Genomic DNA, 26,136 nt, shown 5'->3' with positions numbered 1-26,136 from the left:
TGGGGCACCGCACGCGCTCAGTCGCACCGTGCTCCAGCGGGTCCCGTGCGCCGGGCGGGCGCCGTCGCCCGGTTCGGGCACTTCTTCCGAGGAGAGCTTCGTATGCAGCGTCCGCACGTCCAAGAGACCGGTGTCGCCGTAGCCCCGCAGCGCACCGACGTCCCGCAGCGCACCGGGGCATCCGCCACGTTCTCCGAGCTCCTCAAACGCGTCAAGGCGGAGGGGCTGCTCGACCTGAACCCGCGGTACTACGTGGGGCGCCTGATCCGCAACACCTCGCTGCTCGTGGCCGGGCTCACCGCGTTCTTCCTGCTGGGAGACTCGTGGTGGCAGCTCGCCGTGGCGGTGTGGATGGGCCTGTGCGGCGGCCAGTCCTCCTTCATGTGGCACGACGCCGGACACAAGGCGATGTTCCGCGACAAGCGGGCCGCCTCCGCCGTCGGCTACTTCCACGCCAACTTCGTCAACGGCGTCAGCTTCGGCTGGTGGGTCAACCACCACAACCGCCACCACAGCAACCCCAACCACCTCGACATGGACCCGGACATCGGCCGGCGCACCGCGATCTTCGACATCAAGCAGTACGCGACCCGCACCCCCCGGCAGCGCTTCATCGTGCGCTACCAGAGCGTGCTCTTCTTCGTGCTGCTCGTCCTCGAGTCGTTCAAGATGCACAAGACGGCCGTGAAGTCGATCGCGCAGGGCCTCACCAAGCGTCCGGTCCTGGAGTCCACGCTGCTCATAGCGCGGGCCGCGATCTATCTGACCTGCGTCTTCACCGTCCTGTCGCCGGTCCTCGGGGTCGCCTTCATCCTGGTCCAGCAGGCCACCCTCGGCGTCTACTTCGGCATGATCTTCGCCCCGAACCACAAGGGCATGGACGTGCGCGACGGTGACGAGGAGACCCTGGACTGGCTGGAGCGCCAGGTCCTGACCTCGCGCAACATCCGTCCGTCCTGGTTCATCGACTTCCTGTACGGCGGTCTCAACTACCAGGTCGAGCACCACCTGTTCCCCGCCATGCCGCAGAAGAACCTGGGGCGGGCCCGGGAACTCACCCGCGAGTACTGCGCCGAGCGCGGGGTGCCCTACCACGAGGTCGGCTTCTTCGCCTCCTACCGCGAGGTGGCCTCCTACCTGCACGAGGTCAGCGCCCCGGTCCGCCGCGGCGAGGTCGACGCGCACGTCGGGCGAGCCGCCTGATGACCGACACCGTCACCAGACCGGCGGCTCCGGCCGTCCTTACGCCGGGCGCCTCCATCGGCGCCCGGCTCGACCGGATGCCGATCACCCCGACCCACCGCAGCATCACCGCGGTGATCGGCGTCGGGCTGCTCTTCGACACGTTCGAGAACAACCTCTCCGGCACCATCGCCAAGGTCCTCCAGAACGACTTCGCCTTCGGCGCCACCGAGCTGAAGCTGGTCCTCGCCTCCGCCTTCATCGGCCAGTTCATCGGCTCGCTGCTGCTCGGCAAGATCGCCGACCGGTACGGGCGGCGCCGGGCGTTCCTGATCAACCTCGCCATCTACTCGGGCTTCTCGCTGCTCGGCGCCTTCTCGCCGAACGCGGCCTGGCTGATCGCCACGCGATTCTTCGCGGGCATCGGCATCGGCGCCGAACAGTCCCTGTCCGACTGCTACTTGTCGGACGTGCTGCCCGCGAAGAAGCGCGGCCGGTACATCGCCTGGGCCTACACCCTCGCCTTCTGCGGGGTGCCCGCCGTGGGCTTCGCGGCCCTGTGGCTGGTGCCGCTGACCCCACTCGGCATCGACGGCTGGCGCTGGCTCTTCGTCATCGGGGCGCTCGGCTCGGCCGTGGTGTGGGTGCTGCGCAGGCGGCTCATCGAGTCCCCGCGCTGGCTTGCCACGGTCGGCCGCGAGGCGGAGGCGGAGGAGCTGGTCTCCCGCATGGAGGCCGAGGTCCCGGCCGCGGCGGCGGCCTCGACGGCGGCCGACCTGCGCAAGGCCGACCCCGACCCGGGAGTCGAGGAGGGCCCGGGGCACGATCCGGGCACGACGCCCAGGCTGCGCGACATCTTCCAGCCCCACCTGCGCCGGCGCACCACCATGCTCTGGATCTTCTGCTCGCTCTCCACGGTCGGCTACTACGGCTTCGGCACACTCGCGCCGCAGATCCTCGCCGCCAAGGGGTACGGGATCGTCGCCGGCCTCGGCTTCACCGCGGTGTGCTTCCTCGGCTACCCCGTGGGCTCCGCGCTCGCGCTGCCGATCATCGACCGCGTCGAGCGCAAGAAGCTGGTGGTCGCCTCGGCGGGCGCGATGGTCGTGGCCGGACTCGGCTTCAGCTACGCGGGTTCGCCGACGCTCGTCATGACCTTCGGCTTCGTCTACACCGTGTGCAGCAACCTCTTCTCCAGCGTCAGCCACGTCTACCTCGCCGAGCAGTACCCGACCGCCATCCGCGCGGCCGCGTCCGGCGCGGCGTACTCACTGTCCAAACTCAGCGCCGCGGCCCTGCCGTTCGCCCTGCTGCCGGTCCTGCAGACCTACGGGCCGGGGGCGCTGTTCGGCGTCATCGCGGCCGTGATGACCGCGCTCGCGGTGACCGTCCTCACCCTGGGCGAGCGCACCACCGGCGCCTCGGTCGACCGTCTGCCCGCCGGCTGATCAGCCGCCCCGCCGCGACAAGGAGGAATCCCGCATGGCCTATGTCATCGCTCAGCCCTGCGCCGATGTGAAGGACAAGTCCTGCATCGACGAATGCCCCGTGGACTGCATCTACGAAGGCGGCCGCGCCCTTTACATCCACCCCGAGGAGTGCGTGGACTGCGGGGCCTGTGAACCCGTCTGCCCCGTGGAGGCCATCTACTTCGAGGACGACGTGCCCGGCGACTGGGGCGACCACCGCGCCTCCAACGCCGCCTTCTTCGAGCGGCTCGGCTCGCCCGGCGGCGCCGCCGCGCTCGGCGCCCTGCCCCACGACTCCGACCTGGTCGCCGCGCTGCCGCGGGCGGTGGTCGCGTCATGAGCGGCCTCCTCGCGGGCAAGCGCGTCCTGGTGACCGGCGTCCTGACCGAGGCGTCCATCGCCTTCCACGCGGCCCGCATCGCCCAACTGGAGGGCGCCGAGGTCGTGTTGACCGGGTTCGGGCGGCTCTCCCTGATCGAGCGCACCGCCGGCCTGCTGCCGAAGCCCGCCCCGGTCGTCGAGCTGGACGTCACCGACCAGGACCACCTCGACGGCCTCGCCGACCGCCTGCGCGAGCACGTCGACGGCCTCGACGGCGTCGTCCACTCCATCGCCTACGGTCCGCCCGGCGCCTTCCACTTCCTCGACGGGAGCTGGGCGGACGTCTCGACGGCCGTGCACGTCTCCGCGTACTCCCTGAAGTCCCTGACCACCGCCTGCCTGCCGCTCATGGAACCGCGCGGCGGCTCGGTGGTGGGCGTCACCTTCGACGCGAGCGTCGCCTGGCCCAAGTACGACTGGATGGGCGTCGCCAAGGCGGCGCTGGAGTCCACCAGCCGCTACCTCGCCCGGGACCTCGGCGCCCGCGGTGTGCGCTGCAACCTCGTGGCCGCGGGGCCGCTGCGCTCCATGGCCGCCAAGTCCATCCCCGGCTTCTCCGAGCTGGCGGACGACTGGCACACCCGCGCCCCGGCCGGCTGGGACCTCACCGACCCGGACCCGGCGGCCCGCGGCATCGTCGCGCTGCTGTCGGACTTCTTCCCCCGTACGACGGGCGAGATCGTCCACGTGGACGGCGGGGCCCACATGATGGGCGCGTGACCCGGCGCCCGCGAGGCCACAACGAATGGGGGGGAGTTCAGGTGATCACCTGAACTCCCCCCCATTCGTCGTGCCCGGGCCGGCCGGCTGGGTCACTCGGTGGTGCCGTCGGGCAGGATCCTGCGGAACCCGGTGTACGAGATGAGGGCCTCGGGCAGCTCCACCGAGCCGTCCGGCCGGGCGCCCTGCTCCAGGAGCGCGGCCACCGTGCGGCCGATGGGCAGCGCCGAGCCGTTCAGCGTCGCCGCGTACTCCTTGCGGCCGTCCGCCGTGCGGCACCGGATGCCGGCGCGCCGGGCCTGGAAGGTGCCGCAGTCGGAGACCGAGGAGATCTCGCGGTACGAGCCGCTGCCCGGCAGCCACACCTCGATGTCGTACGTCATCCGGGCCGAGAAACCGAGATCGCCCGCCGGCAGCAGCACCACCCGGTAGGACAGGCCCAGGCGCCGCAGGCACTCCTCGGCGTGGCCCAGCATGAGCTCGAGCTCCTCCTGGGCGTCCTCGGCCGCGCAGACCCGCACCAGCTCCACCTTCTCGAACTGGTGCAGCCGCAGGATGCCCCGGGTGTCCCTGCCGTAGGCCCCAGCCTCGGCGCGGAAGCACGGGGTGCGGGAGGTGAACGCGTACGGCATCTCGCGGGCGTCCAGGGTCTGTTGCGCGAGGAGGTTGGTGAGCGGGACCTCGGCGGTCGGGATCAGGAACAGCTCGCGCTCGCCGACCTGCGTGGCGAACAGGTCGTCGGCGAACTTCGGGAGCTGCCCGGTGCCCGTCATGGTGTCGCGGTTGACGAGGAACGGCACCGAGTGCTCGGTGTAGCCGTGCTCGCCGGTGTGCAGATCGAGGAAGAAGTCGGCGAGGGCCCGCTCCAGGCGGGCCCCGGGACCGCGGCTCACGGTGAAGCGGGCCCCGGAGAGCCGCGCCGCGGCCTTGCCGTCGAAGATGCCGAGCCGCTCGCCGATGTCGGCGTGGTGGCGGGCGTCGGACGCCTCGCACGCGGGCGGGCCGCCCCGGCGCACCTCCACGGCCTCCTTCTCGGAGTCGCCGTCCGGCACGGTGTCCAGCGGGATGTTGGGAATGGTCAGGACCAGGTCCGCGAGGCGCTTGCCCGCCTCCTTGGCGGCCGCCTCGGCCCGCTGCACGTCGGCGCGCAGCGCGCGGGCCGCCTCCTTCTCCTCCTCCGAGGGCGGCCCGGACCTGCGCTCGCGGGTGGCGCGGTTGGCCTCGGTGCGCAGCCGGGTCACCTCGGCCTGGGCGTCGGCCCGGCCGCGGTGGGCCGCGTCCAGCGCGCTCAGGTCGAGGTCGTGCCGGCGGCGGGCCAGACGCCGCACCGCCTCGGGTCCGGCGGCGATCAGTTCGCGCGGATCGTGCATGGCTTCTCCTGGGGTCTCGCGGTGCGGGGCGGGGGAGATGCGCCGAGCCGCCCCCCTGGCGAGGGGCGGCTGCGGCTCCTGCCGGGGCAGGGGAGGGGGCGGGGCTGGGAGCGGGTCGGCTCCGGTGCTCACGCGGGGGCGAGGGCCAGGACGGTGTTCTGCCCCCCGAACCCGCAGGAATTGCTCAGCGCCAGATCGATGGGCATGGAGGTCGCCGAGTACGCCAGCTTGATGTCGACCTCCCGGTCCGGCATGACCAGGTTGGCGATGGGCGGCACCAGTTCGTGCTCGATGCTCAGCAGCGTGAACGCGGCCTCCACCGCGCCCGCCGCGCCCAGCAGATGCCCGGTCACGCCCTTGGTCGAGGTGACCAGCGGATCCCCCTGGAGGGTCCGTTTGATCATCCTCGCCTCGGCGACGTCGTTGAGCGGCGTCGAAGTGCCGTGGGCGTTCACGTGCTGGACCTCGTCCGGGTCGGCGCCGGCGTCGGCGAGGGCCGCGCGGACCGCCGCCTCCACCCCGGCGCCGTCCGGATGCGGGGACGTCATGTGGTGGGCGTCCGCGGTGGCGCCGTAGCCGATGATCCGGCCGTGCACGTGCGCCCCGCGGGCCCGGGCGTCCTCGACGCGTTCCATGACGAGGATCCCGGAGCCCTCACCCGCGACGAACCCGTCCCGCTCCGCGTCGAAGGGACGCGAGGCGTGGGTGGGGTCGTCCTCGCGCCGGGACAGGGCGCCCATCTGCGCGAACCCGGCCATCACCAACGGCGTGATCATGGCCTCGCTGCCGCCCGCGAGGACGACGTCGCAGCGGCCGAGCGCGAGCAGGTCCCGCGCCGTGCCGATGGCCGTCGCCCCGGAGGCGCAGGCCGTGGCCACCACCAGGTTGGGTCCCGTCGCCCCGAACTCGATGGCCGTCTGACCGGCCAGCATGTTCGGCAGCTGCATGGGCAGCAGCAGCGGCGAGACGCGGTCGGCGCCTTTCTCCCGTAGGACGGCGTGCTGTTCCTCGACCGTGCCGGGGCCGCCGTCCGCGCAGCCGAGCACCACCCCGACCCGGGCGCCGTCCCAGGTCAGCGGGTCGAGCCCGGCGTCAGCGATCGCCTCACGCGCGGCGACCAGCGCGAACTGCACGAAACGGTCCAGGCGGTGGGCCCTGCGGGCCGTCAACAGCGCTTCGGGGTCGAAGCCGGGCACCCGGCAGGAGATCCGTACCGGATTGTCCGCCAGTACGGGATCGAACGCCGCGCCCGACCGGCCCTCACAGACCGCCGCCCAGCTCGGCCCCACCCCGATACCGCCCGGGGTGACGAGGCCGAGCCCGGTGACGGCGATGTCGATGCCGGCCATCAGACCTTCGCGCTCCTCGTCTCCATGAGTTCCACCATGTCGGCCACGGTCTCGGCCTCCAGGAGGTCGTCGTCGCTGACGTCTATGTCCAGTTCGGACTTGAGCAGCAGTGACAGCTCCACCACGGCCAGCGAGTCCAGCTCGATGTCGTCCCTGGTGGCCTCCGGCGTGATGGCCTCGGGGGACACCTTGAGCTTGTTGGACAGGATTTCCTTGAGCTGCTCCAGCATCATGACGATCCCTTTCGAAAGGCGTACGCGCCGTTCGGCGTACGGGTCTTGAGGAGGTGCCGCCGGCGCCGGTGGGCGTCAGACGGACTGCACTTCGGGCCAGACGAGCGTCGTGGCCCCCCAGGAGAGTCCGCCGCCGAACGCGGTGAGCAGGACTCGGTGCCCGGCGGTGAGCCGGCCGTCGGCGGCGGACTGGGACAGGAGCAGGGGGAGCGAGGCGGCGCCGGTGTTGCCGACCTGCTCGATGTTGGTGAGCTGCCGCTCGGCGGGGAGGCCGAGCCGTTCCGCGACGGAGTCGAGGATGCGGGCGTTCGCCTGGTGGGCGGCGAACCGGTCGACGTCCGCCAGCCGCCAGCCGGCGCGCTCGGCCGCCTCCTGCGAGGTGACGGTCATCCGCTCCACCGCGTGCCGGTAGGTGTCGCGGCCGAGCATCCGGAAGTACTCGTCGCCCGGCTCGGGCGCGGTGCCCGCCGAGCGCTGCCGGGAGCCGCCGGCCGGCACCTCGATGAGATGGCTCAGCTCACCGTCGCTGCCGAGGACCAGCGGCCCGACCGCGCCGGGTTCACCGGCGTCCCCGGCCCGCAGGACCACGGCCCCCGCGCCGTCCGCGAAGATCACCGCGGTGGTGCGGTCCTCGGGGTTGACGATGGTGGTGAACGCGTCGGCGGCCACCAGCAGCACCCGCTCGGCCAGCCCCGCGGCGATCAGCCCGGAGGCGGTGGCGAGCCCGTAGAGGAACCCGGAGCAGACGGCGGCCACGTCGAACGCCGCCACCTGCCCGAGTCCGAGGCGCGCCGCCACCGTCGGCGCGGTCGCCGGGCACGGCTGGTCGGGGGTGGTGGTGGCCAGGACGACGGCGTCCACCTGTTCGGTGTCCGCCGACTTCAGCGCGCGCAGACCGGCCTCCACCGCCAGGTCGGAGGTGGCGGTGCCGGGCGAGACCACGTAGCGCTCGGCGATTCCGGTGCGGGAGCGTATCCACGCGTCGGAGGTGTCGAGGCGCTGCGAGAGCTCGTCGTTGGTCACCTTGTTCGGCGGCACGTACGAGCCGATGCCGCAGATCACCGCCGACCGGCCGAGGGGCCGGGCCGCGCCGCTCATGCGCCCGGCTCCGGACTGCTGAGGACCTCGACGGGCAGCCCCATGTACGCCATGCGGGACTCGGCCATCTCGTCGGTCCACTGCTCGGCCATGTCGTAGCGCTGTTCGGGGGTGGTGTCGAGCATCCGCACGCCGGGCCAGATCTCGTAGTCGCCGATCTTGTCGGCGTGGTCGGCCATGCCCTTCTGGAACAGCTCCTCGCGGTGGATGACGAACTCCCGGTCGGGGATCTCGTCCCACAGCTTGACCCCGGCGCGCAGGATCTCCATCAGGCGCGGGCGGTACTCGGGGTGGGCCACGATGTGGTCGCGCAGGATGGTGCTGGCCACCGTCAGATGGCGGATCTCGTCGATGGCGGTGCCGCGCGAGATCTCCCCGGTGGCCGGGGACAGCGGGGTCCACTTGCGCTCGCTCAGCTCGGCGGCCGGGGCGAGCACCCCTTCGATGACGATGGCGAAGACGGCGACGCCGCCGGCGAAGTCGGCCTGGTCGCGGACGATGTCGAGGGTGAAGTCGACGACCGGGTCCAGGACGCGCTTGCGGTAGTCCGCGGCCATCTCGTCGATGTCCTTGAGGAGGGTGCCCGCGGGGTGCCCCAGCTCCACCAGGTGGTTGCGGAAGACGCGGGCGTGCCGGGCCTCGTCGATGAGCTGGGTGGCGTAGAACTCCATCTCGGGCACGCCCGGGGCCAGCGCCACGTAGTGCCCGAGGAGGCGGGTCGCGATCTCCTCGGACAGGCCGCGGAAGCCGAACTCCAGGACCAGCGCGTCGCGCAGCGGGCCGGGCGCCTTCAGGAAGTCGGGGACCGTCGCGTTCGCGTGGTGCCCGGTCTCGCCGCGGTCGCGCAGGGTGCCCTGGGCGACGGAGGTGAACCAGTAGGCGAGGTCGCAGTCGTCGGGCCCGAGGGTGAGTTCCTTCGCGCCGTCGAGTAAGCCGGGGGCCTTGTCCCAGTCGGCCTCGGGGGCCACAGAACCGGTCATGATGCCGATGTCTCCTTCGTGGTGCGGGCGGGATGCAGGGCGCCTGCGACGAGGTCGCCCGCGTAGCTGAACAGCGGCGGGCCGCTCTCGGCGCCGGCGCGCACGACGTAGCCGAGCAGCACCTCGCCGTCGCCCGCCCGGTGCGAGGAGTGCACCCGGCAGGAGTAGTGGGCGAGCGCCCCGGACAGCCGGGGCGCGCCGGCGTAGGAGTCGGGCGTCCAGGGCAGGCCGTCGAACTGGGCGCTGCCGTCGGGGCGCGAACTGTCCGCGAACCAGCGCGCCAGGTCGCCCTGCGTGCCGTCCAGGACGTTGACCACGAAGCGCCCCTCGGCGGCGGCGAGCCGCGCGAACGACGAGCCGGGCCGCAGCGCGACCCCGATCAGCAGCGGCTCGCGGGAGACGAGGGTGACCGTGCTCGCCGTGGTGCCGTGCAGCCGGCCGGCGTGGCCGACGGTCAGCACCGACACCGGTGACGCCAGGTGGTACAGCGCCCGGCGGCGCTCCGCCGGGTCCTGGCGCACCGGGCGGCGCAGCGGGGTGAGGGTGCTCATCGCAGTGCCTCCTCGCGGGCCCGGGCCGCCTGCTGCGGCAGCTTGACGATGTGCCCGACCGGCTCCGGGTCCTGCGCGTGGCCGACCGGCTTGGGGTGCTCGATCCCCAGGTCGTCCAGGAGCCGCAGATAGCCGCTCTGGCGCACCGGCTCGAAGGGCAGGGCGAACGACTTCATGAAGTTGCCGAACAGGCCCCGGTCGCCGAAGAGGTGGAAGGGCAGCACGAGCAGCGCCCACTCGGGTCCGATCAGCCAGCACCACAGCGCGGCCACCGCGGCCTGGGTGATGAGGCTGTGCATCACGTTGTAGAGGACGTAGTACACCTTGGAGATCGGTTTCCCGCCGCTGCGCTTGAAGGCGATGGCGCCGGGGATGTAGCCGATCAGGTCGATGTAGAGGAAGAGCGCGACCGCCGGTATCCAGCGGATCTCGCCGATGTGCGCGATGAGCAGCCCGGTGGAGACCGCGAAGCCCACCAGATACTCGGCGCGGTGCAGGGAGTACGTCTTCGGCGTCTCGAAGGGATTGGCCTGGTCCATGGTCAGCTCCTGGCTGTGGTCTCAGGCGGCGGCGGGCTGCGACAGTTCGATGCCGCCCGCGATCCGCGTGCCGGGGAACAGGCCGGTGAGCGACCAGGCGACGGTCTCCTTGATGACCCGCTCGGCGATCGGGTCGAGGATGCCCTCCAGGCTCGGGATGCCGAAGTCGAAGTCGGCGTCGAAGCGCACGGCGACGTCGTCACCGGACTGCGTCAGCGCCCAGGTGCCGGTGAAGGAGTCGAAGTCGCCGTCCGACTGCTCGAAGCGGATCTCGCCCTGCTCCGGCAGGAAGGTGTCGTCCTCGGTCCAGCGCAGCAGCCCGCTGCGGAAGTGCAGTTCCCAGCTGGAACTGCACGCCGTCTCGGGCAGCGTGGCGTGCACCGTGGTGGAGTTGACGTGGGGCGCCAGGTCCGGGTACTTCTCCCAGCGCATCACGGAGTCGAAGACCGTGGAGACCTGCTCCGCGGGGACCACTGCTTCCAGTTCTACGTGCCGCACGATCAGTTACCGCCTTCCGGCATGGTGGCCGCACCGCTGAGAAGGTCGCGGGTGGCCAGGTCGAAGGAGTTGAGGAGGAACTCCACGTCGGTGTCGCTGAGGACGGCGGGCGGGGTGAACCGCACCACCGAGCTGCCGTTCATGGAGTGGTTGGCGACCACCCCGTGGTTGAAGAGTTCGATGAGCAGCTCGCCGGCGAGACCCGCCTCGACGAGCTCCACGCCGATGAGCAGCCCCTGGCCGCGCACGTCGACGACGAGTTCGGGGATGTTGCGGTACGCGATCTCGGCGATCCGCGGCAGCAGCGCGGCGCCCAGGTCGGTGGCCCGGGTGACCAGGCGGTCCTCCTTCATGGCCCGCACCGCGCCCTGCACCGCCGCCATCAGGACGGGCTGCCCCGAGAAGGTGGCGGTGTGGATGTAGGGGTCCTTGTCGAAGGGGCGGAACGCCTTGCGGGTGGCGACGGCCGCGGAGACGGGGAGCACACCGCCGCCGAGCGCCTTGCCGGCGAGCAGGACGTCGGGGCGCACGTCCTCGAAGTCCGCTCCCCACCACTCGCCGAGGCGGCCGAAGCCGGACTGGATCTCGTCCAGGATCAGGAAGCCGCCGTGCTCGCGCACGAGTTCCTCGACGCGCTTGAGGTAGCCCTTGGGCGGGATGATGACGCCGCCCTCGCCCTGGACGGGCTCCAGGATGACGCAGGTCTGACCGGGGTGGGCGGCGAGGTCCGCCGCCAGGGCGTCGGTGTCGCCGAACGGCAGGTGGTGGAAGTCGGGGATCAGCGGCCGGAACGGCGCCTGGTAGACCTCCTTCGCGGTGGCGGAGAGGGCACCGAGCGTCTTGCCGTGGTAGCCGCCCCGCATGGAGACGGTCCGCTTGAAGCCGCCGGCGCGGGCCAGCTTCAGGCCGGTCTCGACGGCCTCGGCGCCCGAGAGGCCGAAGTGCACGCGGTCCAGTCCCTCGGGCATGACGGAGACCAGGGCCTCGGCGGCGCGGGCCACCGTCGGTTCGAGGAGGATGCGGGTGGCGGTGGGGTGCGTACGGAGCTGGCGCTCCACCTCCTCCATCACGATGGGGTGGCGGGCGCCCATGATGAAGACGCCGTAGCCGCCCGCGTTGAGGAAGCGCTCGCCGTCGCTCGTGGTGAGCCAGGCGCCCTCGGAGGCCACCTCCATGTGGCTGCCGAACAGCTCGGCGAGGGTGGCGCGGCCCTTGCTCAGGTGGGCGCGGTACAGGCCGAGGACCTCCGCCTCGGTGTCGGCCGCGGAGACCGCGCCTGCCGCGGCAGCCGGGTTTTCCTGGATTACGGTCACAGGTTTCTCACTCCAAAGAAGCGGTGCGGTCAAGGGCTGCGTCAGGCGAGGACCAGCGGGCCCCCGTCGAAGTAGCGCAGGAGCGGCTCGGCGGCGGCGCCCCGGCCGGGCGGGTGGAAGGCGATCGCGGCGGACGCGGCGGCCGCGAGGGCGTGCTCGGAGGAGCGGATGAAGTCCAGGCCGCCGAGGAGTTCCAGGGAGTGCGAGGTGATGCGGGGCAGCGCGTTCTGCACGGCGTAGCGGGCGACGAGCACCCGGGCCACCGACGCCTCGTCGCCCGGCTCGGGGCCGATCGCGCGGGCCACGCCCTCGAGCAGCGAGAGGGCGGCCTCCAGTTCGACCGCGAGGGCGGCCCGCTCCTGGATGCTGCCGCGCTCGCGCTCCTGGACCTGCTCGACCAGGGCGGCGGCGCTGCCCAGGTACCCGGCGGTGATGAGCATCTCGAACCAGACGAAGCCGGCCGTCTGGAGGTCGTCCAGGCGGCCCGGGTCCTCGGCCCCGGCGCGCACGACCATGTCCTTCGGTACGAAGACGTCCTCCAGGCGCACCTCGTCGCTCTCCGCGGCGGCGAGCAGGTCGTTGCCCCAGAAGGGGTGCACGGACAGGCCGGGCGCGTCGGCGGGCACCAGGGCCAGCGCCAGTTCCGGGTCGCCCTCCAGGCCGTGGATGGCGATGCTCGCGGTGAGCAGGCTCATCGAACCGGAGAGGCTGCACGGCTTCTTGGAGCCCGAGAGCAGGTAGCCGCCCTCGACCGGACGGGCGGTGACCGCGGGGGTGAGGATGTTCTGCTCGGTGCGGCCCTCGGCCCAGCCGGAGGCCATCACCTGCTGGTCGGGGACGACCCGGCGCAGCAGATCGGTCTGCGCGTCGGTGAGCCGGCCCTTCTCGACGGCCAGCGAGTAGAGCATGGCGACGGTGAAGTGGTGCATGGACACCGCCGCGACGAGCGAGGGCGACAGGGCGCCGAGCGCGAGCTGGGTGTGCAGCGCGTCCAGCGGGCCGGCGCCGTGGCCGCCGAACTTCTCCGGTATCAGCAGGCCGACCCCGCCGTGGATGCGGAAGAGATCGATGATCGGACTGCCGGGCTTCTCCCGTTCGGCGTAGGGGAGTTGCTCCAGTTCCTTGAGCAGGCCGGGGTGGTAGCGCTCGCAGACGGCCCGAGCGGCATCGAGGGTACGCACGTGACAACCTCCGAAGGAGAGGGGATGGGTTTCAGTCGTCGAAGGCGCCGAAGACCGCCTGGTAGGGGCTGACGTCGCGCGCGATGCTGACGCCCTGCACGTGCGAGGTCTTGAGCATGGGGTAGTTGGCCTCGCCGAAGGCGCCGCCGGTGCGGCCGGTGCCGCCGTGGCTCGGCAGGTACGGCAGGAAGCCGATGTGGGAGTCGTTGACCTTCAGCAGGCCGCCGTTGACGACGCGGCGCACGAAGGTGTCGATGACGTGGTCGGAGCGCGACCACAGGGAGTTGCGCAGCCCGTACTCGTTGGAGTTGACGAACCGGAGGAAGTCCTCCAGGAGGGCGTCGTCGTTGTCCGCCTCCGGCACGATGACCGGGATGAGCGGGAAGAACGTCTCCTCGCGCACCACGTCGTAGGTGCGGGCGCGGTCCAGGCCGTCCACGCGCACGACGGTGGGCTGGAGGAAGACGCCGGTCTCCGAGGGGGTGCCGTCCAGTTCCGTGCGGTTGCCGCCGGTGACCAGCTCGGCGCCGTTGTCCAGGGCCTGGCGCAGCAGCCGGAAGAAGCGCTCGCTGCGGCGCACCGGGGAGAGCAGGACGTCCTCGTCCTCGGGGAAGCCCGGCTTGACCGTCTTGACCTGCTCCTTCACCTCGGCGATGAGGGCATCGGCGACCGCGGGGTGCACCAGGATGTAGTTGGGCACCATGCAGATCTGGCCGGAGCCGAAGAACGACTCGGTGATGGCCTCGGCCGCCCACTTCACGTCGGCGTCCTTCCAGACCACGATGCCGTCGTTGCCGGCCAGCTCCAGGATCGGCTTCTTGCCGTTGGCCACGCAGGCCTGCTCGAAGCGCAGGCCCTCCTGGCTGCCGCCGATGTAGAAGATGTCGTTGATCAGCGGGTCGGTGACCCACCGGTCCATGGTCTGCTTCGGGTTGCTGCACACCGCGTTCAGGACACCGGGAGGCGCGTCGAACTCCTCCAGGATCGGCGCGACGATGTCCCGCAGCAGCCACATGGTGGACAGCGCGATGCTGCGCGGCGCCCGCACCACGACGGCGTTGCCGGCCATCAGGGCGAGGACGGAGAGCGCGGCGCTGGGCAGCGGGGCGTTCTGCGGCGGGTTGAAGGCCACCACGCCGTCGGGCTGGCGCTGCAGGATCAGCTTGCGCCCGCCGTACTCCTTCTCGACGCGCATCTGCTTCGCGTACCAGCGAAGGCTGCCGGGGGCGTAGATCTGCAGCAGGCAGCTCAGCTCCCAGCGGGCCAGCTTCACCGGGTGCGACTCCGCGACCAGCATGTCCAGGAACTCGTCCTGGTGTTTGATGAGTTCCTCGCGGAACCGGGTGCCGAGGCGCATCCGCCGCTCCTGCGGGACGGCCGCCCAGTCCGGCGCCGCCGCGGCCGCGGCCTGCGTGGCCAGGTCGATGGCGGAGTCGTCGGCGATCGCGCAACGGCCCACCACGTACGGGTGGTTGGCCGCCTCGGATTCGGGGTCCTGTTCCAGCGTGCGTTTGAGGCTCACGCTGGTGAAGACGTCTTCGAGCAGGGAGCGCCCGCTGACGGTGTAGACCCACCCGTCACCCGCGACGTCCTTGCCCGCGATGTAGAGGTCATAGCTCTTGAGTGCGGAGTGTGCCGGAGCACTTTTCTCCTGTATGGCGCCGCGCAGCATTATCAGCCTTTCGGGGTGGGGGTTCTCCGAGTGGAATCCGATCTGATCAGCTCTTGTTTCGAAGCATCTCGATCGTGGCAGCCCGATCTGACCCGGCGCTGACGCCGTACTGATCGCTGCTATGCGCACCGATTGAGCCAACCCCGCGAGCAGAACCGGAAAGAGGGACTGAGTGCGGGGTCCGGGTGGTACGCGCGCGACGTCAGTGAGGCGTCAGCCTTCATTGCTTTCATGGCTCCATGTCTCCCGAACACATGACACTTGAGCAATTCAGGGAACTCCCCCGGCCAGAACTGACCGAGGAATTGGAGCGGCTGCTCGTCGGCCAGTTCAGGGCAACTCTGCTCATGGACGAGACCGAGGACCTGCCCCTCGACATCAGCTACTTCGACCTCGGCCTCACCTCGCTGAAGCTGACCGAGATGAGGCGGACCCTGGAAGGGATCCTCGACCTCTCCATCAACGCGAACGTGCTCTTCAACGAGCCCACGGTCGGCCGGCTCCTCGACTACCTCGTCGACGCCGTGTGCGACCCGACCCATGCGATGGCCGGCGCGATACCCAGCACCAACTGATCCACCAGGGCCCTGGACAGAAGGAGACGATCAATGCCGCACGAGGAATCCAAGAACCATCAGGTGTCCGACCGGGCGCCCGAACCGATCGCGATCGTCGGCGTCGGCCTGCGATTCCCCGGCGGCAGTAATTCGCTCGACGAATTCGATGCCTTCCTGCGCGAGGGGCGCTCGGGCATCGGCCCCATTCCGGGCGACCGGTGGGACGTCGAGGCATTCACCCCGCAGAGCCCGGACGATAAGGGAAAGATTCACACGACGTCCGGTGGATTCCTCGACCGCATCGACCGTTTCGACGCCGCCTTCTTCAACATCTCCCCGAAGGAGGCGCAGTACATGGACCCCCAGCAGCGCATGCTGCTGGAGACCGCCTGGCAGGCCCTGGAGCACGCCAACATCGACCCGGCCCCGCTGCGCCGCGGCAACGGCGGCGTCTACATCGGCGCCAGCTCCATCGACTACGCCCTCGAACTGGACTCCCTGCCCTACGAGGAACTGGACGGCCTGCTGGCCTCCGGCATCACCATGTTCCCGCTCTCGGGACGCCTGTCGTACTTCCTCGGCTGGCGCGGCCCGAGCATGAGCATCGACACCGCCTGCTCCTCGTCCCTGGCCGCCCTGCACGTCGCCGTCCAGGGGCTGCGCGCCGGCGAGACCGACATCGCACTGTGCGGCGGCGTCAACGCCCTGCACCACCCCCGCATCCCCGTGATGTTCTCCAACGCGCAGATGCTCTCCCCCGACGGGCAGTGCAAGACCTTCGACGAGTCGGCCGACGGGTACGCCCGCGCCGAGGGCTGCGGCATCCTCGTGCTCAAGCGCCTGTCCGACGCCACCCGCGACGGCGACACCGTCCTCGCCCTGGTCAAGGGCACCGCCGTCGGCCAGGACGGCGACAGCGCCGGCCTGACCGTGCCCAACGGCCCCGCGCAGGAGAAGGTGATCCGCTCCGCGCTCGCCGCCGCCGCGCTCGCCCCGAAGGACATCCAGTACGTGGAGGCGCACGGCACCGGCACCCCGCTGGGCGACCCCATCGAGTTCGGCGCCATCGGCGACACCTTCGCCGACTCGCACACCAAGAGCGACCCGCTGCTCGTCGGCTCCGTGAAGACCAACCTCGGCCACATGGAGCCCGCCTCGGGCATCGTCGGCGTCATCAAGTCGGTGCTCCAGCTCAGATCCGCCACGATCTACCCGCACCTCAACCTCGACACGCCCTCCGGCCGCATCCCCTGGGACCTGTACCCGGTGCGGGTGCCCACCGCGTGCGAGCCGTGGAAGGCGCCGGTGCGGCGCGCGGTCGTCAACAGCTTCGGCTTCGCGGGGACGATCGGCGCGGTCGTCCTGGAGCAGTCGCCCGCCGTGACCGCACCGGACGAGGAGCCCGCCGAGGCCCCCGCCACGCCCATGTTCACCCTCTCCGCCAAGACCGCCGCCGCCCTGCGCGAACAGGTGGAGAACTACCGCGGGCTGCTCGCCGCCGACCCCGCCGTTGCAGTCGATGCGCTCTGCTACACCGGCAACGTCGCGCGCACCCACCACCCCTACCGCCTCGCGGGCCCGGTCACCGACCGCGCCGCGCTCACCAAGCTCCTGGACAAGGCCGCCGAGCGCGACCACCAGGGCCCGGCCGGCATCCGCAAGGTCGCGTTCATGTTCAGCGGACAGGGCTCGCAGTACGCGGGCATGGGCGCCGCCCTCTACGAGCGCTTCCCCGTCTTCCGCGACCACGTCGACACCTGCGACCGGCTCTTCTCCGCCCACCTGGACCGCTCGGTGCGGGACCTCGTCGTCGGCGGCGCCGAGGACCCCGAGGCCATCGACCGCACCGAGTTCACCCAGCCCGCCCTGTTCACCCTGGAGTACGCGCTCGCCCAGCTGTGGATGTCCTGGGGCGTGCGCCCGAACGTGCTGATCGGGCACAGCATCGGCGAGGCCGCGGCCGCCGCGGTGGCGGGCCTGTTCAGCCTCCCCGACGCCGTCACACTCGTCGCCGCCCGCGCCCGGCTCATGCAGGCCGTGCGCGCCGAGGGCGGCATGGCGGCCGTCGCCGCCCCCGCCGAGGACGTGCTGCCGCTCCTCGCACCCCACCCCGACCTGGCGCTCGCCGCCGCCAACGCCCCCGACCAGTGCGTGATCTCGGGCGGCTCCGAGGCGCTCGCCGAGGTCACCGGGCAGCTGGCCGCACAAGGGGTGCGCGTCGACCGGCTGGCGGTCTCGCACGCCTTCCACTCGCCGCTCATGGCCGAGGTCTACGACGACTTCCGCGCCGCCCTGGAGACCATCGCCTTCCACGAGCCGGCCATCAGTCTCATCTCCAACGTCACCGGCAAGCTCGCCCGGTTCGCCGAGATCGGCACCCCCGAGTACTGGGTGCGCCACATCGGGGAGCCCGTGCAGTTCCTGGCCGGCATCCGCGCGGTGGCCCGGCGCGGCCGGCACGCCCTCGTCGAGATCGGCCCCTCCACCGCGCTGACCGCCCTCGCCCAGCGCTCCCTGCCCGTCGCCGACCACCTGTGGCTGGCCAGCCTGCGCCGGCGTGACCGCGGCGGCGACACCACACTGCGGGCCCTCGCCGAGTACTACACCGCGGGCCTGCCCGTCTCCTGGGACGGCTACCACGAAGGGCGCGCCGTCCCCGCGAAGATCGGCCTGCCCACCTACGCCTTCCAGCGCAAGCGCTACTGGCTGCCCCAGGTCACCCCGCGCCGGAGCGGCACGCAGGGCGCCGCGGCCCACCACCCGCTGCTCGGCACCGAGTCCCCGCGCGACGGCTCGCTGCGGGAATTCACCGCCGAGTTCACCGTGGAGGAGCTGGGCGCGCTCGCCGACTTCGCCGACGGCGACCGCACGACCCTGCCCGCCGGCGCCTACGTCGACCTGCTGCTCGCGCTCCAGGACGCCGTCCACGGCCACACCCGCGCCGCCCTGCGGGAACTGCGGCTGCCCACCCCGCTCACCCTGAAGGCCGAGACGCCCCTGACCCTGACCACCCGGCTGCGGCCGCGCCCCGACGGCGGCGCCGACGTGACGGTCCTGACCGTCACCGACCCCGCCGGGGGCGAGGACAGCACCGAACTGGTGCACGCCACCGCCGTGCTCGGCGCCGCTCAGGACGACGACCAGGACGAGCCGCGGCTCGCCGGTCTCCTCCTCGGCCCCGCCGTCCTGGAGAGCGACGCCGAGGACCTCTACACCGACCTCGCCTCGGTGGGCCGCCCGCACGGCTCGCGCACCCGCGCCCTGGTGAGCGCGGCCCGCCACGAGGGAGGCGGCCACTCCGCGCGGCTGACCTGCCGCGGCACCACCGCCGTCGAGCAGATGCCCGCCGAGCTGGTCGAGGCCGCCGTGCAGGCCGCCGTCGCCCTCGACCCCGAGGGCCCGGTGTTCCTGCCCCGCGAGATCGCTTCCGTACGGCACTTCAAGAAGCCCCGCGGCGAGCGCCTGGACGTCGTCGCCCGCGTCACCACCGAGCAGGACCGGCGCCTGGCCGACATCCTCGTCGTGGAGGACGGCAGGCCCGTCCTGGAGCTGACCGGCGTCACCCTCGCCCGCCCCGAAGGCGCCGCGGGCAAGCGGCAGTTCCTGCACCGCCCGGAGTGGGTGCGCCGCGCCCTGCCCGCCCTGGCCGCGGGCACCGCCCCCCGGCACGTCCTGCTCCTCGGCGGCCCCGACGACATCGGCGCTCCGGACGGCGCCGGCCCCCGGGTCACGCGGGTCCCGGACACCGCCGCGCTGAAGAGCGCCCTGGAGGACACCTCCGTCACGGACGTCTGCTGGAACTGGCGGCGGCTGCCCGGCACCATGTCGGCCGAGCTGATGCGCGCCGAGTGCGAGCACAACTACCGCGACCTGCTGGGCCTGCTGACCGTCCTGGACGCGGCGGCGCAACAGCGGCCGCCCCGGCTGTGGCTGGTCACCGAGGGCGCCCAGCGGCTGCCCGGCGACCGGCCGGGCGACGGCGCGCACCTGGCCGCCGCCACCCTGTGGGGCTTCGGCCGGGTGCTGCTCACCGAGTCCCCGCAGTACCGCGCGACGCTGGTCGACATCGAGCCCGGCACCGGCCTGTCGGCGCTGCTCGACGAGTGCCGCGCCGAGGCCCCCGGCGAGTACCAGGTCGCCCTGCGCGCCGGCCACCGCCACGTGCGCAGGCTGCTGCCGGGCGACACCACCCGCACCTGGCCCGGCGGCTTCGCCCTGCGCACCCCCGGCTCCGGTGACCTCTCCGACCTGACCCTCGCCCCCGTCGAGGACCGCGCCCCCGCCGCCGGCGAGGTCCAGGTGCGGGTCGCCTCGGTCGCCCTGACCGCCGCCGACGCCCGCACGGCGCTGGACGGCGAGCAGGTGGACGGCTCCGGTCCCGTCCTCGGCTCACTGGCCGCGGGGACGGTCGTCGCCGCAGGCGCCGAGGCGGCGTTCACCGCCGGCGACGAGGTCTACGTACGTCATGACGGCGCCCTGCGCGCCACCCTCACCGTCCCCGCCACCGAGGTGGCCCTGGCCCCCGGCGCGGCCCGCGGCGTGAGCCGGGGCGGGGCCACGGCCTTCCGCCTGGAGGAGATCGGCGAGGCGCTGCGCACCGCGGCCGCCGGCACCCACGAGGTGTGGGTGGAGGTGCCCGGCGGCCCGGAGAACGAGCCCGCCGCGGCCCGCGTCCGCCCCGACCGCACCTATCTCGTCACCGGCGGCCTCGGCGGCCTCGGCCTGGTCACCGCCCGCAAGCTGGTCGCGCTCGGCGCCCGGCACCTGACGCTGGTCAGCCGGGGCGGGCAGGCCACCGAAGAGGCGGCGCCGGTGCTCGCCGAACTGTCCGAGCGGGCGCGGGTCGACATCGTGCGCGCCGATGTGAGCAGCGCCGACGACGTGCGGGAACTGGCCGCGCGGCTCGCGACGGGAGCGCATCCGGTCGGCGGCGTGGTGCACGCGGCCGGCTCCTTCGACAAGAAGCTCATCGCCGAGCTGACCTGGGAGTCCATCGACGCCCAGCTCGCCCCGAAGGCGTACGGCGGCTGGCTGTTGCACGAGGCCGCCGAGGAGTTCTTCCCGGAGCTGGACTTCTTCGTGGCGTACTCCTCGATCGCCTCCGTCCTCGGCGGCGCCACCCAGGGCCACTACGCCGCCGCCAGCGCCGGGCTCGACGCCCTCGCCGAGTGGCGCGGCCTGCGGGGCCTGCCCGGCCTCTCCGTCAACTGGGGCGCCTGGGCCAGGGTCGGCATGTCGGCCCGGCTGGACGAGCAGCTCGCCCAGGAGATCGACCGCAGCGGCGTCCACTTCTTCTCGCCGACCCGGGCGCTGGACACCCTCGCCCGGCTCTGGCAGCGGCCCGGCAGCCGCCGCGTGGTCGGCGAGTTCGACTGGGCGCGCTATGTCGGGGGCGGCGGCGTGGACGACGCGTTCTACGACCGGCTCGCCCGGCAGGAGCAGGGCGGCGCGGACGGCACGGGGATCGACCTGAGCGCGCTCGCCGCCCTGCCGAAGCCCGAACGCGAGGCCCTGATCGGCGCGGCCGTGCGCGAGAAGGTCACCGCCGCGCTGCACATGGACGCGGACGACGACCTCGACCCGAACGCGGAGTTCGTCTCGCTCGGCCTGGACTCGCTGATGGCCCAGACCGTCAAGAGCGGCCTGGAGACCCAGTTCCGGCTGCCGCTGCCCGCCTCGCTCACCTTCGACCACCCGACGGTCCGCAGGCTCACCGAGTTCCTCGACGGACGCCTGGCCCCGGCCACCCAGCAGCACCCCTGACCGGGACCGTCCGCCAGCCACCCCCCATCACGGCATCCATTCCTCATGACACCCACCGATGTCCCATGCAGCGGGGAGACCACTGTGGAAAACCACACCGCAACCAACTGGACGCTGACCCGTACCTCACGGGCCCACGCCGGGAGCCGGGCCGAGCACGCGGCGATCATCTGCGAAGGCCGCACCACCACGTACGGGAAGCTGCACCGGGACAGCAACCGCGCGGCCCACGCCCTGCGCGACGCGGGCATCGGACCGGGCGACCGGATCGCCTACCTGGGCCGCGAGTCGGAGAACTACTACCTCACGATCCTCGCCTGCGCGAAGGCCGGCGCCGTCCTCGTCCCGGTCAACTGGCGCCTCACGCAGGGCGAGGTGGACCACATCCTGCGCGACTCGGGCGCCGTGCTCCTCTTCGTCGACGACGAGTTCTGGGAGACCGCCGACCGCGTCAAGCCGCAACTGCCGGGGCTGCGCACGATCGTGCGCGTCGACGGCACCGACAGCGAGGGCGAGCCGGCGCGCGGCACCGGGCTGCCCGCCTGGTACGCCAACCACCCCACCACCGACCTGGAGCCGGGCACCGGACCCGACGACGCGGTGGTGCAGATCTACACCAGCGGCACCACCGGCCTGCCCAAGGGCGCGGTCCTCGCCCACCGCAGCTTCTTCACCCTGCCCGCCGCGATGCGCGAGCACGACGCGAACTGGCTCGACTGGCTGCCGGACGACGTCAGCCTGATCTCCCTGCCGGGCTTCGGCATCGCCGGCATCGGCTGGTTCATGCACACCTTCAACGCCGGTGCCACCAGCGTGATCATGCCGCAGTTCATCCCCCAGGAAGCGGTGCGGCTCATCCGGGAGCACGGGGTCACCATCACCTTCGCGGCGCCCGCCATGCTCCAGATGATGATGGCCGAACGCGGCGCGGGCCCGGCCGCGTTCGCCTCGATGCGCAAGATCGCCTACGGGGCGGCGCCGATGTCCGAGCCGCTGCTCGAACGCTGCCTGGCGGTGTTCGGCTGCGAGTTCGCGCAGATATACGCCAGCACCGAGACCGGCAGCGTCGCGGTCTGCCTGCCCCCCGAGGCGCACCGCCCCGGCACCCGGCTCCTGAAGTCGGTCGGCAGACCCTGCCCCGGCAACGAGGTGAAGGTCATCGGCCCCGACGGCGAGAGCCTGCCGCCCGGCGAGACCGGCCAGATATGCATCCGCACCCCCTCCCGCATGCTCGGCTACTGGAACCTCCCCGAGGCCACCGAGCGCACGATCGTGGGGGAGTGGCTGCACATGGGCGACGCCGGCTACCTCGACGAGGACGGCTATGTGTACCTGCGCGACCGCATGAACGACACGATCATCGTGGCCGGGCAGAACATCTACCCCGCCGAGGTCGAGAAGGCGCTCGCCGCCCACCCGGCCGTCTCCGACGCCGCCGTCGTCGGACTGCCCGACCCGCACTGGGGCGAGGCGGTGCACGCCGTCGTCGTCCTGCGGCCCGGCGCCACCGTCAAACCCCGCGAACTGCTCGTCGCGCTGCGCGCACACCTCGCCGACTACAAGATCCCGAGCGCCTTCCACTTCGCCGACGACCTGCCGCGCAACCCCTCGGGCAAGATCCTGCGACGCGCCGTGCGGGAGCGGCTGAGTGCCGAGGCGCCGCCGACGACCGAACGCCTGAGCCTGCCCGTCCAGCGCCGCGCCTCGGCGCAGCAGGCGTCGCTGCCGCCACAGCGCCAGCACGCCTGACGCACGGGCCGCACGCCGAAGACGTACACCTCCGGACGCACCCACCGGACGCACGGACCAGACGCACGGACCAGACGCACCAGCGGACCCCCACGAAACGGAGTACCCCATGCAGTCATCAGCCGGGCCCCTGCGCATCGGCATCCTGCTGCCCACCCGGGAGCAGGCCATCAACGGCACCTACGCCGCCGCCCCGCTGCTCGACTTCGCCCGGCAGGCCGAGGCGCTCGGCTTTGACTCGCTGTGGGCGGGCGACTCGCTGACCGCCCGGCCGCGCCTGGACCCGCTGGTGGTGCTCTCCGCAGCCGCCGCCGCCACCAAGCGCATCACGGTCGGCACGGCCGCGCTCACCCCCGCCCTGCGCCACCCGCTCATCGGCGCCAACATGATCGCGAGCCTGGACCACGTGGCCGCCGACCGGCTGGTGCTCGGGCTCGGCTCCGGTTTCCCGATGCCCGAGACCGAGGAGGAGTTCGCCTCGGTCGGGGCGTCCTTCGCCGGGCGGGTGGGGCGGCTGGACGAGATCACCGCGCTGTGGCGCACCGCCTGGCGCTCCGGCGAGGAGGGCAACCCCTGCGACTTCGACGGCAGGTTCTGGCAGGCCGAACGCCTGGAGCGGCTGCCCAAGCCGGCCTCGCCCGGCGGCCCGCCGCTGTGGCTGGCCGGCAGCGACACCCCGAAGGTGCTCGCCCGGGTCGCCGAGAAGTACGACGGCTGGCTGCCGTTCCTGCCCGACGCCGAGGCGTACGGCAGGGCCCGCGCCCGGATCGCCGAACTCGCCGAGGCGGCGGGCCGCGCCCCGGACGCGGTGACGCCCGCGCTGTACGCGACGGTCACCGTCAACCGCGACGAGGCGGCGGCCAAGGCCGAGCTGGAGCACTACATCGAGCACTACTACGGGCGCTCCCTGGAGCAGATGTCGGCCATCCAGGCCTATGGCTGGGGAAGCGCCGAGAGCTGCGCCGAGTGGCTCGGCGCCTATGTGCGCGCCGGCGCCCGCCACCTGGTCATCCGGGTCGGCTCGCTCGACCCGGAGCCGCAGTTGAAGGAGATCGCCGAGGTGCTGCTGCCCGCGGTACGCGCCATCGGGGAGACCACGAACGTTGGGAGAACACAGTCGTGACCAGTGCCACCGCCACCGCCACCGCCCTGGGCCAGGAGATGTCCGCCGCGGGCGAGTGGTTCCACCCCGCCGAGCCGTCGCAGGACGCCTCCGTACGGCTGTTCATGCTGCCGCACGCGGGCAGCGGCGCCATCATCTACCGCGACTGGGAGCGGCTGCTGCCCGCGGACATCGCCCCGCAGGCGGTGACCCTGCCCGGGCGCCACAACCGCCGCGAGGAGATGAGTTACGAGGAGTGGGAGCCGCTGCTCGACGCGCTCCACGAGGCCGTCCTCGACGACCTGGACGAGCGGCCCTTCGCGTTCTTCGGGCACTGCCTGGGCGCGCAGCTGGCGTTCCGGCTCACCATCCGCATGGAGGCCGAGAGCGGCCCCTCGCCGCTGCTGGTCGGCATGTCCGGCTGGTCGCCCGAGGGCTTCTTCCAGCCGACGGAGGAGCAGAGCCGGATGCCGGACCCCGAACTCGTGGAGTGGATCAAGAAGTTGGGGTCGTTCCCCGCCGCGGTCTACGACAACCCGGAGATGCTCGCCCTCGTCGTGCCCGCGCTCCGCGCCGACCTGCGGGTCGCCGCCCAGTACGTCGACGACGGCGCGGGCACCAGCTGCCCGCTGGTCTCCTACGGCGGCGCGTCCGACCCGCTGATGGAGCGCCCGGACGCCATGACGCACTGGGCCGAGCGCAGCCCGCGCTACCTGGGCCACAGCGAGTACCCGGGCGGCCACTTCTACATCGACAGCCACGCAGAGGCCGTCACCACGCATTTCGCCCAGCGGCTCCAGCGGCTCGTCGCCGCCTCGGCGCGCTGAGCCCTAGTCAGGAAGGTCGGTCATGACCACCGAAGCGGAACTCACGGGCGTACAGGCCCCACTCCTCGTGCCAGAGGCAGCACCGCCGGGCGAGGCCACGGCGGCCAAGCCCTCCTATGGGGCGCTCCTGGTCGTCCTGGCCGGCCTCTTCGTCACGAACCTCGACTTCTTCATCGTCAACGTGGCGATCCCCTCGCTCCAGGCGAACATGCACGCCACGGCGGCGGACATCCAGCTCATCGCCGTCACGTTCACCATCGGCCTGTCCGCGCTGCTGATCACCGGCGGCCGGCTGGGCGACATCTACGGAAGGCGCCGGGTCTACTCGGTCGGCGTGGCGGTCTTCACCCTCGCCTCGTTCGCCTGCGGCATCGCCCAGAACATGGCGGAGCTGATCGTCGCCCGCGGCGTTCAAGGCGCCGCCGCCGCCCTGGTCATCCCCCAGGTCCTCGGCATCCTGACGACCACCTACGCGGGCAAGCACCGGGCCGTGGCGTTCAACGCGTACGGCGTCGCGCTCGGCGCGGCGGCCGTCTTCGGGCAGCTGATCGGCGGTCTGCTGATCAAGGCCGACGTGTTCGGCTGGGACTGGCGGACCATCTTCCTGATCAACGTGCCGATCGGCGTCCTCGTCCTCGTCCTCACCCCGAAGCTGGTGCCGGAGTCGAAGTCCGAGGGCCGCACCGGGATCGACCTGGTCGGTGTCCTGCTGGTCACGGCCGGACTCACCGCGGTCGTGCTGCCGCTGGTCATCGGCCGCGAGGAGGGCTGGCCGGCCTGGACGTGGCTGTGCATGGCGGCGGCCGTACCGCTGCTCGCCGCGTTCTGGGTCAGCCAGCGCAGGCTCGCGGCGGGCGCCAAGTCGCCGCTGGTCAACCCGTCCCTGTTCCGGGACCGCGCGTTCACCGTCGGGTCCGTCACCATCCTCGTGTACTTCTCGGTGATGGCGTCCTTCTTCCTGGTCCTCGCGCTCTACCTCCAGCAGGGGCGCGGCACCTCGGCGCTGGAGTCGGGCCTGCTCTTCGTGCCGCTGGGCCTCGGGTTCTTCGTCGCCTCGGCGATGGCGCCCAAGTTCGCCGCCAAGCTGGGGCGGCAGGCGCTCGCGCTGGGCGCGCTGGTCGTGGCCGCGGGTGACATCGCCTTCGCGCAGACGGCCTCCCACCTCGGCACCACGGGCTCGGTCGGCTGGTGCGTGCCGGCCATGGTGGTCTGCGGCTTCGGCATGGGCCTCGTGGTCGCCCCGCTCACCTCCCTGGTCCTCGAAGGCGTGGCGCCCGGGCACGCGGCGGCGGCCTCCGGGGTGTTCTCCACCGGGCAGGAGATGGGCAACGCCCTGGGCATCGCGGTGATCGGCGTCATCTTCTTCAACCAGGTGGGCGAGCACCCCTCGGCGCAGGGTTACACCGACGGGTTCGGACTCAGCCTGTACGCCCAGGCCGGTGTCTGCGTCCTGGTCGCGATCCTGGTGCAGTTCCTTCCGCGCAAGGCCGAAAAGGTCTGACCGCGCGCCCGGAAACGGGCGGTCCCCACGGCGGGGGGGCCCCCGCCGCGGGGGGCGGGGGCCCCCCCCGGCGCCAGGCCCCCCCCCCCCCCCCCGAAGGG

The 26,136-nt window shown here is 72.2% G+C and carries 21 protein-coding genes; 10 read left to right on the top strand and 11 right to left on the bottom strand.

What is annotated here, in order from left to right; translation table 11 throughout:
* Window positions 1–102 precede the first annotated feature (102 nt).
* The 4 genes from ABZ385_RS16810 to fabI are packed head-to-tail and all read left to right on the top strand — an operon-like array spanning window position 103 to window position 3,752.
* The gene (locus ABZ385_RS16810) at window positions 103–1,203 is read left to right on the top strand and encodes an acyl-CoA desaturase (protein WP_358584384.1); all 1,101 of its coding nucleotides are present in this window, start codon (window positions 103–105) and stop codon (window positions 1,201–1,203) included.
* Window positions 1,203–2,630 carry an MFS transporter gene (locus ABZ385_RS16805; protein WP_358697102.1) on the top strand — a complete coding sequence of 476 codons (1,428 nt, stop codon included), beginning with the start codon at window positions 1,203–1,205 and terminating at the stop codon, window positions 2,628–2,630. The genes ABZ385_RS16810 and ABZ385_RS16805 overlap by 1 nt, the downstream gene beginning before the upstream one ends.
* Window positions 2,631–2,664: 34 nt before the next feature.
* Entirely contained in the window at window positions 2,665–2,991 is a 327-nt protein-coding gene (fdxA, locus tag ABZ385_RS16800) for a ferredoxin (protein WP_358584382.1), read from the top strand.
* Window positions 2,988–3,752: an enoyl-ACP reductase FabI gene (gene fabI, locus ABZ385_RS16795; protein ID WP_358584381.1), complete on the top strand. Its 765-nt coding sequence runs from the start codon at window positions 2,988–2,990 to the stop codon at window positions 3,750–3,752. The genes fdxA and fabI overlap by 4 nt, the downstream gene beginning before the upstream one ends.
* Before the next feature lie 92 nt (window positions 3,753–3,844).
* Here the strand turns inward: fabI and serS are convergent, their stop codons facing one another.
* The 11 genes from serS to ABZ385_RS16740 form a co-directional block, all read right to left on the bottom strand.
* On the bottom strand, window positions 3,845–5,122 hold the full coding sequence (gene serS / locus ABZ385_RS16790; protein WP_358584380.1) for a serine--tRNA ligase: 1,278 nt from the start codon (window positions 5,120–5,122) through the stop codon (window positions 3,845–3,847).
* Window positions 5,123–5,250: 128 nt separating this feature from the next.
* Window positions 5,251–6,471, bottom strand: a complete 1,221-nt coding sequence (locus ABZ385_RS16785; protein ID WP_358584379.1) for a beta-ketoacyl-[acyl-carrier-protein] synthase family protein — start codon at window positions 6,469–6,471, stop codon at window positions 5,251–5,253.
* Window positions 6,471–6,704: a phosphopantetheine-binding protein gene (locus tag ABZ385_RS16780; RefSeq protein ID WP_127911495.1), complete on the bottom strand. Its 234-nt coding sequence runs from the start codon at window positions 6,702–6,704 to the stop codon at window positions 6,471–6,473. The genes ABZ385_RS16785 and ABZ385_RS16780 overlap by 1 nt, the downstream gene beginning before the upstream one ends.
* 75 nt (window positions 6,705–6,779) lie before the next feature.
* Window positions 6,780–7,802 (bottom strand): beta-ketoacyl-ACP synthase III, encoded by a 1,023-nt coding sequence (locus tag ABZ385_RS16775; RefSeq protein ID WP_358584378.1) that lies wholly within the window; start codon window positions 7,800–7,802, stop codon window positions 6,780–6,782.
* On the bottom strand, window positions 7,799–8,782 hold the full coding sequence (locus ABZ385_RS16770) for a VlmB-like protein (RefSeq protein WP_358584377.1): 984 nt from the start codon (window positions 8,780–8,782) through the stop codon (window positions 7,799–7,801). The genes ABZ385_RS16775 and ABZ385_RS16770 overlap by 4 nt, the downstream gene beginning before the upstream one ends.
* Entirely contained in the window at window positions 8,779–9,333 is a 555-nt protein-coding gene (locus tag ABZ385_RS16765; protein WP_358584376.1) for a flavin reductase family protein, read from the bottom strand. The genes ABZ385_RS16770 and ABZ385_RS16765 overlap by 4 nt, the downstream gene beginning before the upstream one ends.
* Window positions 9,330–9,872, bottom strand: a complete 543-nt coding sequence (locus ABZ385_RS16760) for a hypothetical protein (RefSeq protein ID WP_358584375.1) — start codon at window positions 9,870–9,872, stop codon at window positions 9,330–9,332. Before ABZ385_RS16760 ends, ABZ385_RS16765 begins: the two co-directional genes overlap by 4 nt.
* A 21-nt stretch (window positions 9,873–9,893) precedes the next feature.
* Complete coding sequence (locus tag ABZ385_RS16755; protein WP_358584374.1) at window positions 9,894–10,370, bottom strand: SRPBCC family protein; 477 nt, start codon at window positions 10,368–10,370, stop codon at window positions 9,894–9,896.
* A 2-nt stretch (window positions 10,371–10,372) separates the two neighbouring features.
* Window positions 10,373–11,683 carry an aminotransferase class III-fold pyridoxal phosphate-dependent enzyme gene (locus ABZ385_RS16750; RefSeq protein WP_358584373.1) on the bottom strand — a complete coding sequence of 437 codons (1,311 nt, stop codon included), beginning with the start codon at window positions 11,681–11,683 and terminating at the stop codon, window positions 10,373–10,375.
* A gap of 41 nt (window positions 11,684–11,724) precedes the next feature.
* Entirely contained in the window at window positions 11,725–12,864 is a 1,140-nt protein-coding gene (locus tag ABZ385_RS16745) for an acyl-CoA dehydrogenase family protein (protein ID WP_358911953.1), read from the bottom strand.
* A gap of 31 nt (window positions 12,865–12,895) precedes the next feature.
* Complete coding sequence (locus tag ABZ385_RS16740; protein ID WP_358584371.1) at window positions 12,896–14,536, bottom strand: aldehyde dehydrogenase family protein; 1,641 nt, start codon at window positions 14,534–14,536, stop codon at window positions 12,896–12,898.
* Window positions 14,537–14,775: 239 nt separating this feature from the next.
* Between ABZ385_RS16740 and ABZ385_RS16735 the strand changes: the two genes are divergently transcribed.
* From ABZ385_RS16735 to ABZ385_RS16710, 6 genes are all read left to right on the top strand, one after another.
* Window positions 14,776–15,111, top strand: coding sequence for an acyl carrier protein (locus ABZ385_RS16735; RefSeq protein WP_358697916.1), 336 nt, complete (start codon window positions 14,776–14,778; stop codon window positions 15,109–15,111).
* Window positions 15,112–15,144: 33 nt separating this feature from the next.
* Window positions 15,145–20,856: an SDR family oxidoreductase gene (locus ABZ385_RS16730; RefSeq protein ID WP_358911951.1), complete on the top strand. Its 5,712-nt coding sequence runs from the start codon at window positions 15,145–15,147 to the stop codon at window positions 20,854–20,856.
* 84 nt (window positions 20,857–20,940) lie between these two features.
* Window positions 20,941–22,605, top strand: coding sequence for a fatty acid--CoA ligase (locus tag ABZ385_RS16725; protein WP_358584368.1), 1,665 nt, complete (start codon window positions 20,941–20,943; stop codon window positions 22,603–22,605).
* A 109-nt stretch (window positions 22,606–22,714) separates the two neighbouring features.
* A complete protein-coding gene (locus ABZ385_RS16720; protein ID WP_358584367.1) occupies window positions 22,715–23,728 on the top strand; it encodes an LLM class flavin-dependent oxidoreductase in 1,014 nt (337 codons plus the stop codon).
* Window positions 23,729–23,766: 38 nt separating this feature from the next.
* Window positions 23,767–24,534, top strand: coding sequence for an alpha/beta fold hydrolase (locus tag ABZ385_RS16715; RefSeq protein ID WP_358584390.1), 768 nt, complete (start codon window positions 23,767–23,769; stop codon window positions 24,532–24,534).
* A gap of 22 nt (window positions 24,535–24,556) precedes the next feature.
* A complete protein-coding gene (locus tag ABZ385_RS16710; protein WP_358584366.1) occupies window positions 24,557–26,035 on the top strand; it encodes an MFS transporter in 1,479 nt (492 codons plus the stop codon).
* The last annotated feature ends 101 nt before the right edge of the window (window positions 26,036–26,136 follow it).

The organism is Streptomyces sp. NPDC005898, assembly GCF_040629635.1.
In the GTDB taxonomy this organism is placed as follows: Bacteria; Actinomycetota; Actinomycetes; order Streptomycetales; family Streptomycetaceae; genus Streptomyces.
Note: the sequence above shows the minus strand (reverse complement) of the source record. Positions and strands in the feature narration are given on the sequence as shown.